7 protein-coding genes are annotated in these 6,809 nt (G+C 68.7%); 5 read left to right on the top strand and 2 right to left on the bottom strand.

Features of this window, described 5'->3' with window-relative positions; genetic code table 11:
- Positions 1-361, bottom strand: a 361-nt coding sequence (locus G3O00_RS38260; protein WP_206146111.1) for a carboxyltransferase domain-containing protein, incomplete at its 3' end; no start/stop codon positions are given.
- A 148-nt stretch (positions 362-509) separates the two neighbouring features.
- Here G3O00_RS38260 and G3O00_RS38255 point away from each other — a divergent pair.
- A complete protein-coding gene (locus G3O00_RS38255; protein WP_027788908.1) occupies positions 510-1,022 on the top strand; it encodes a winged helix DNA-binding protein in 513 nt (170 codons plus the stop codon).
- Between the two features lie 74 nt (positions 1,023-1,096).
- On the opposite strand, the gene G3O00_RS38250 is transcribed toward G3O00_RS38255, so the two are convergent.
- Positions 1,097-1,705: a 5-formyltetrahydrofolate cyclo-ligase gene (locus G3O00_RS38250; protein ID WP_174933867.1), complete on the bottom strand. Its 609-nt coding sequence runs from the start codon at positions 1,703-1,705 to the stop codon at positions 1,097-1,099.
- 8 nt (positions 1,706-1,713) lie between these two features.
- On the opposite strand from G3O00_RS38250, the gene G3O00_RS38245 reads away from it, so the two are divergent.
- From G3O00_RS38245 to G3O00_RS38230, 4 genes are read left to right on the top strand one after another with little or no spacing between them, the layout of a single operon-like run.
- Positions 1,714-3,666 (top strand): lytic transglycosylase domain-containing protein, encoded by a 1,953-nt coding sequence (locus G3O00_RS38245; protein WP_174933869.1) that lies wholly within the window; start codon positions 1,714-1,716, stop codon positions 3,664-3,666.
- 56 nt (positions 3,667-3,722) lie between these two features.
- On the top strand, positions 3,723-4,682 hold the full coding sequence (locus G3O00_RS38240; RefSeq protein WP_206146110.1) for a complex I NDUFA9 subunit family protein: 960 nt from the start codon (positions 3,723-3,725) through the stop codon (positions 4,680-4,682).
- Between the two features lie 47 nt (positions 4,683-4,729).
- On the top strand, positions 4,730-5,377 hold the full coding sequence (locus tag G3O00_RS38235; RefSeq protein WP_174933873.1) for a glutathione S-transferase family protein: 648 nt from the start codon (positions 4,730-4,732) through the stop codon (positions 5,375-5,377).
- Positions 5,374-6,615 (top strand): multifunctional CCA addition/repair protein, encoded by a 1,242-nt coding sequence (locus tag G3O00_RS38230; protein ID WP_011353478.1) that lies wholly within the window; start codon positions 5,374-5,376, stop codon positions 6,613-6,615. Before G3O00_RS38235 ends, G3O00_RS38230 begins: the two co-directional genes overlap by 4 nt.
- Positions 6,616-6,809: the final 194 nt, after the last annotated feature.

The following is a 6,809-nucleotide window of genomic DNA, read 5'->3' as shown; positions in this document are numbered from 1 at the left end:
CGTGGCGCGCGACGACCTCGTCGGCCGACAGGCCGGTATGCGCGGCGACGGCCGGCAGGTCAGGGCCGGCGGCGCCGCCGTATTCGACCGGGATCTCGACCTCGCGGCCGTCCGCGTGCTCGACGTCGGCGGTTTCCCACGCGTCGCGCAGCGCCGGCGTGAGCGACTCGGCCGTCGTGGCGAGCGCGTCGAACACGATCGTCAGGTTGTTCATGCCGGGCACGACGTCGATCACGTCGGGCCACGCGCGCGCGGCCTCGGCAACGGCCCAGACGCGGCGCTGGCAATCGAGCGTGGCGGGCGGCGGCATCTCGCAGACGAGGGCGGCATCGCCGAGCGGATAAATGCGGGGTTGCGTCATCGGACTGGCACGGTTCGGACGGCAATGTTAGCGCACATTGTCAATAAAATATCGACAACTTCCCAATAAGCGTTTTCGCCTAGCCCGTATGTCGAGGCTTCTGGCGTACACTCGGCACACCCTGTCATCCGGCTTGCTCCGCCTTTCCATGAAGCGTCCTGCGACCAAGATCGTGTCATCCGAACACCTCGTTTCCGATTCGAGCGCGGAGCTGTCGGAGCTCGAGTACGGGCTCATCATGGCAGGCAATGCTTTCAACCGGTGGATGGTGCGCTGCATGTCGGCGGCCGGCGCGAAGGACATGACGGCGGTCGAGGTGTCGCTGCTGCATCACGTCAGCCATCGCGAACGCAAGAAGAAGCTCGCCGACATCTGCTTCGTGCTCAATATCGAGGATACGCACGTCGCGACCTATGCGCTGAAAAAACTGATCGCCCGCGGCTATGTGAAAAGCGAGAAGAACGGCAAGGAAGTGTTCTTCTTCGCGACCGACGCGGGCCGCGACCTGTGCCTGAAGTACCGCGAGGTGCGCGAGCACTGCCTGATCGAGACGCTGAAGGACAGCGGGCTCACCAACGAGCAGATCGGCGACGCGGCGCAGTTGCTGCGCAACGCATCGGGCCTGTACGACACGGCTGCGCGCGCGGCGGCATCGCTGTAAACGGTTGCGCCGCAGGTGGCGCGCGGCGGGGCGCTGACGGGCGTGCGACGACGGATGCGGCGCCGCCCGCCGCATCATCCGGCGGCCGGGTACAGCGCGGCGTCGGTCACGATCCAGTGCAGCGCGAGATCGTGCGCTTCGGCCGGCAGTGCGTCGACGCGGCACGCATCGTAGGCGATGCCGACCGTCACGGGCAGCTCGGTGCCCGGCCACGCGGCCAGCGTGCGGTCGTAGTAGCCGCCGCCGTAGCCGAGCCGGTAGCGCTCCAGGTCGAATCCCACACAGGGAATCAATAACAGGTCGGGCACGACGACGATTCCCGACGCCGGTTCCGGAATCCGGTGATGACCTTCGCGCATCGGCGTGTGCGCGTCCCACGCATGGAACTCGAGCGGCGTGTGCCGCTCGTCGATCACGGGCAGCGCGGCCTGCCGGCCGGCACCGGCCGCGCACCACGAGAGCACCGCATCGCGCGCATCGAATTCGCCCGGCAGCGGCCAGTAGAACCCGACCGTGCGCGGCGCGAGCCGTTCGAGCAGCGTGCGCAGCCGCGCGTCGAGCGCGGCGTTCGCGGCGGGTTGCGACGCGGCGTCGCGGCGCGCGCCGGACAGCGTTTTGCGTAGCGCAACCTTCGGGTTTGGCACAGGGTTGCGTGCTATGCTTTCGCTCACTTCGTGCTCCATTCAAAACGATGTCGAACAGCCTTTTCCGAGTATATCGCGCGGTCGCGCTGACGCTTTCGGCCACCGCGCTCGTCGCGGGCACGGCTGCGTGCGCCGCACCGAACGACGATACGGTCTCCGGGGACGACCAGACCTTCGTGCAGCTTCGTGAAGCCGCGCGTCGCAACGACGCTGCGAAAGCCGCGCAGCTCGCGTCGATGATCCCGAACTATCCGGTACCGTCCTACGTCGAGTATTTCCAGATCAAGCCGCAGTTGTTCGATTCGACGGGCCGCGCGCGCGTGGACGCGCCGGACGCGCCCGTGCAGTCGTTCCTGCAGCGCTACGACGGCCAGGCGATCGCCGACCGCCTGCGCAACGACTACCTGCTCGTGCTTGGCGCGCGCCACGACTGGCGCAACTTCGACGACCAGTACAAGCGCTTCGTGCTCGACGACGACACGCAGGTCAAGTGCTATGCGCTCGAATCGCGCGCGGCGCGCGGCGAGAACGTCGCCGATGCGGCACGTGCGCTGCTCGTCGAGCCGAAGAACTACGGCGACGCGTGCGTCGACCTGATCACCGCGCTGACGGTCAACCAGCAGTTCACGAGCGACGACGTGTGGCAGCAGGCGCGTCTCGCGTACGAGCAGAACTACACGACGCTCGGCGGCAAGATCGTCGATGCGCTCGGCCCGCGCCCGGTCGGCTTCGACCAGGCGACGAGCGCGCCGCCGCTGTACCTCGCGCGCGGCGTCGGCCCCGACGCGACCTCGCACCAGCTCGCGCTGATCGCGCTCAGCCGCATGGCGCGCAACGATCCGGACGCGGCAGCCGGGATGCTGACGTCGGTCGCCGCCTCGCTGACCAAGCAGGAACAGGCGATCGCGTGGGGCGCGATCGGCTACCAGGGCGCGATCAAGCGCTCGCCGCTCGCGTCGGTCTGGTACGCGAAATCCACGAATGCGCCGCTGTCGAACCCGGGCTACGAATGGCGCACGCGCGCCGCGCTGCTCGCCGGCAACTGGCCGATGGTGCGCTGGTCGATCGAGCAGATGCCGCCGTCGCTGCGCGACGATCCGGCCTGGATCTACTGGCATGCGCGCGCGCTCAAGCAGAGCGGCGACACGCTGCAGGCGAACCAGGAATTCGAGCAGGTCGCGGGCCAGTTCAACTTCTACGGGCAACTCGCCGGCGAAGAGCTCGGCCAGCGCACGACGATCCCGCCGCGCACGAAGGTGAGCGACGCCGAGATCGACGCGATGAGCAAGATTCCGGGCTTCGCGCTCGCGCAGCGTTTCTACGCGCTGAACCTGCGCCTCGAAGGCAACCGCGAATGGAACTGGCCGCTGCGCGGGATGACCGATCGCCAGCTGCTGGCCGCGGCCGAATACGGCAAGCGCGTCGAGCTGCTCGACCGCACGGTCAACACGGCCGACCGCACGAAGGCCGAGCACGACTTCACGCTGCGCTACCCGTCGCCGTACCGCAATATCGTCGAGCGCTATGCGCAATCGACGGGCCTCGACGTCGAGTGGGCGTACGGGCTGATCCGCCAGGAATCGCGCTTCATCACCAGCGCGCGTTCGTCGGTGGGCGCGGGCGGCCTGATGCAGCTGATGCCGGCCACCGCGCAGATGGTCGCGAAGAAGCTCGGCATGGGCACGATCTCGCGCGCGCAGATGCACGACATCGATACCAACATCCAGCTCGGCACCTGGTATCTGGCGGACATCTACAACAACTTCGACAGCTCGCCGGTGCTCGCCACGGCCGGCTACAACGCGGGCCCGGGCCGGCCGCGCCAGTGGCGCCAGGTGTTGACGCAGCCGGTCGAAGGCGCGATCTTCGCAGAAACGATTCCGTTCAACGAGACGCGCGACTACGTGAAGAACGTGCTGTCGAACACCGTCTACTACGCGGCGCTCTTCGAGGGCAAACCGCAGTCGTTGAAGAAACGTCTAGGCATGATCTCGCCCTGATACGCAATCTTCACACTGCCGCGCGAGACGCGGCAGTGTTCTTTTGAGGCTCTAACATGGATCGCCAGACCGTCGCGCTGCTGGGCGGCACCGGCTTCATTGGCAGCCGGCTCGTCAATGCGCTGATCGAATCCGGCAAGCAGGTACGGATCGGCACGCGCCGGCGCGACCACGCGCGTCACCTGCAGATGCTGCCGGTCGAAATCGTCGAGCTCGAAGCGCTCGACACGCGCACGCTCGCGCGCTTCGTCGCCGGTACGCACGCGGCGATCAACCTGGTCGGCGTGCTGCACGGCGGCCGCGGCACGCCGTACGGGCCCGGCTTCGAACGCGCGCACGTCACGCTGCCGGCCGCGCTCGCGACCGCCTGCACCGAGGTGGGCGTGCAGCGCGTGCTGCACATGAGCGCGCTCGGCGCCGATTCGCATGGCGCGAGCATGTACCAGCGCTCGAAGGGCGACGGCGAGGCCGCGCTGCACGCGATCGCGGCGACCGATTCGCTCGCGCTGACGATCTTCCGCCCGTCGGTCGTGTTCGGCCCCGGCGACGCGTTCCTCAACACGTTCGCGAACCTGCAGCGCTCGGTGCCCGTGCTGCCGCTCGCGATGCCCGACGCGCGCTTCCAGCCGGTGTTCGTCGGCGATGTCGTGCGCGCGTTCGTCAACACGCTCGATCTCGCGGCCGCACACGGCAAGACCTACGAACTCGGCGGCCCGACCGTCTACACGCTCGAGCAGCTGGTGCGCTATTGCGGCACGCTGGTCGGCCGGCAGGCGCGCATCGTGCGGCTGCCCGACGCGCTCGCGCGGTTGCAGGCAAGCGTGTTCGAATGCCTGCCCGGCGAGCCCGTGCTCACGCGCGACAATCTCGCGACGATGTCGGTGCCGAACGTGCTGTCGGGGCCGCTCGCGCCGGAGCTCGGGATCTCGCCCGCGAGCCTCGAAAGCATCGCGCCCGCGTATCTCGGCCATACCGCGCAGCGGTCCCGGTTCGACTGGTTCCGCTCGCGCCGCTAGGCCGGCAGCGTTCTCCTTTTCACCTTCGCGTTTTCCGGAATACCGCCATGAAACTCGTCATTGGAGACAAGAACTACTCGTCGTGGTCGATGCGCCCGTGGCTGCTGCTCGCGCACTTCGGCATCCCGTTCGACGAGATCGCCATCGAGCTGCGCCACGATGACACGGCCGCACGCATCCGCGAGTATTCGCCGTCCGGCAAGGTGCCGTGCCTGGTCGACGACCACGGCGTCGCGATCTGGGATTCGCTCGCGATCGCCGAAACGCTCGCCGAACGCTATCCGCAATTCCCGATGTGGCCGGCCGATCCGCTCGAGCGCGCGCATGCGCGCTGCGTCGCGGCCGAGATGCATTCGGGCTTCGCGGCGCTGCGCACGCAGATGGGCATGAACGTGCGCGCATCGATGCCGGGGCGCGGTGCGACACCCGACGCGCTCGCCGATGTCGCGCGCATCGATGCGCTGTGGAGCGCGTGTCTCGAGGCGTCGGGCGGGCCGTTCCTGTTCGGCGAATTCGGCATTGCCGATGCGATGTACGCGCCGGTCGTGATGCGCTTCAACACGTATGCGCCGGGCCTGTCGCCGGAAGCGGCCGGCTATGCGGCCCGCGTGACGGCGCTGCCGGCCGTGCAGCGCTGGATCGACGCTGCGCGCCGCGAAACGAACGTGATCGCCGAGTACGAGCCGACGCCATGAATATCTACGCAGTAGGCGGCGCGATCCGCGACGAATTGCTCGGCGTGCCCGTGCAGGACCGCGACTACGTGGTGGTGGGCGCGACCCCCGAGCAGATGGCCGCGCAGGGTTTCCGGCCGGTCGGCAAGGATTTCCCGGTATTCCTGCATCCGCGGACGCAGGAGGAGTACGCGCTCGCGCGCACCGAGCGCAAGACGGCGGCCGGCTATCACGGCTTCCAGTTCCATTACGCGCCGGACGTGACGCTCGACGAGGATCTCGCGCGGCGCGACCTGACGGTCAACGCGATGGCGCGCGAGGTGAGCCCGGAGGGCGAGCTGGTCGGGCCGGTGATCGATCCGTTCGACGGGCAGGCCGATTTGCGCGCGCGCGTGTTCCGGCATGTGAGCGATGCGTTCGTCGAGGACCCGGTGCGGATCCTGCGCATCGCGCGCTTCGCCGCGCGGTTCGCGGATTTCACGGTCGCGGACGAAACGCTCGCGCTGATGCGGCGGATGGTCGACGCGGGCGAGGTCGACGCGCTCGTGCCCGAGCGCGTGTGGCAGGAAATCGCGCGCGGGTTGATGGAGGCGAAGCCGTCGCGGATGTTCGCGGTGCTGCGCGAGTGCGGTGCGCTCGCGCGCATCCTGCCGGAAGTCGATGCGTTGTGGGGCGTGCCGCAGCGCGCCGATTACCACCCGGAGGTCGACACGGGCGTGCACGTGATGATGGTCGTCGACTATGCGGCGAAGCAGGGTTATTCGCTGCCGGTGCGCTTCGCGGCGCTCACGCACGATCTCGGCAAGGCGACGACGCCGGCCGACGTGCTGCCGCGCCACGTCGGCCACGAGGGACGCAGTGTCGACCTGCTCAAGCCGTTGTGCGAGCGGTTGCGCGTGCCGAACGAATGCCGCGATCTCGCGCTGGTGGTCGCGCGCGAGCACGGCAACCTGCATCGCGTGATGGAGATGGGCGCGGCCGCGCTGGTGCGGCTGTTCGAGCGCAGCGACGCGCTGCGCAAGCCGGCGCGTTTCGCCGAGATGCTGCAGGCATGCGAATCGGATGCGCGCGGGCGGCTCGGGCTCGACGCGCAGCCGTATCCGCAGGCCGAGCGGCTGCGTGTTGCGCTCGCGGCTGCGCGCAGCGTCGATGCCGGTGCAATCGCGCGCGGCATCGGCAACGATACGGAGAAGATCAAGGAAGCCGTGCATCGCGCACGGATCGAGGCCGTCGCGCAGGCGCTCGAGATCGGCGAATAGGGGGGCGGGAAGGGCGCGCATCGCGCGTGCTTCCCGATGACCGTTACGACTTCTTCTTGCGCGCCGGCTTGGCGGCCGCAGGACGTTTGCCGGCGGATGCGCGCGGCTTGGCCGCTGCCTTCTTTTCCTTGCCTGCCGGGCCGGCGTCGCGATCGCGCTCCGCCCGCTTGGGCGCCGGCCCGCGGCGGCCCGCG

The sequence above is a fragment of the Burkholderia sp. Ac-20384 genome (assembly GCF_017104605.1).
Classification (GTDB): Bacteria; Pseudomonadota; Gammaproteobacteria; order Burkholderiales; family Burkholderiaceae; genus Burkholderia; species Burkholderia lata.
The sequence above is the reverse complement of the archived record's forward strand: the minus strand, read 5'-3'. Positions and strand labels throughout refer to the sequence as shown.

What these genes read in the sequence shown, in the direction of transcription:
- G3O00_RS38240 (WP_206146110.1), top strand. Translation starts at nt 3,723, where the DNA reads ATGGATCGCCAGACCGTCGCGCTGCTGGGCGGCACCGGCTTCATTGGC.
- G3O00_RS38245 (WP_174933869.1), top strand. Translation starts at nt 1,714, where the DNA reads ATGTCGAACAGCCTTTTCCGAGTATATCGCGCGGTCGCGCTGACGCTT.
- G3O00_RS38250 (WP_174933867.1), bottom strand. Translation starts at nt 1,705, where the DNA reads ATGGAGCACGAAGTGAGCGAAAGCATAGCACGCAACCCTGTGCCAAAC.
- G3O00_RS38255 (WP_027788908.1), top strand. Translation starts at nt 510, where the DNA reads ATGAAGCGTCCTGCGACCAAGATCGTGTCATCCGAACACCTCGTTTCC.
- G3O00_RS38230 (WP_011353478.1), top strand. Translation starts at nt 5,374, where the DNA reads ATGAATATCTACGCAGTAGGCGGCGCGATCCGCGACGAATTGCTCGGC.
- G3O00_RS38235 (WP_174933873.1), top strand. Translation starts at nt 4,730, where the DNA reads ATGAAACTCGTCATTGGAGACAAGAACTACTCGTCGTGGTCGATGCGC.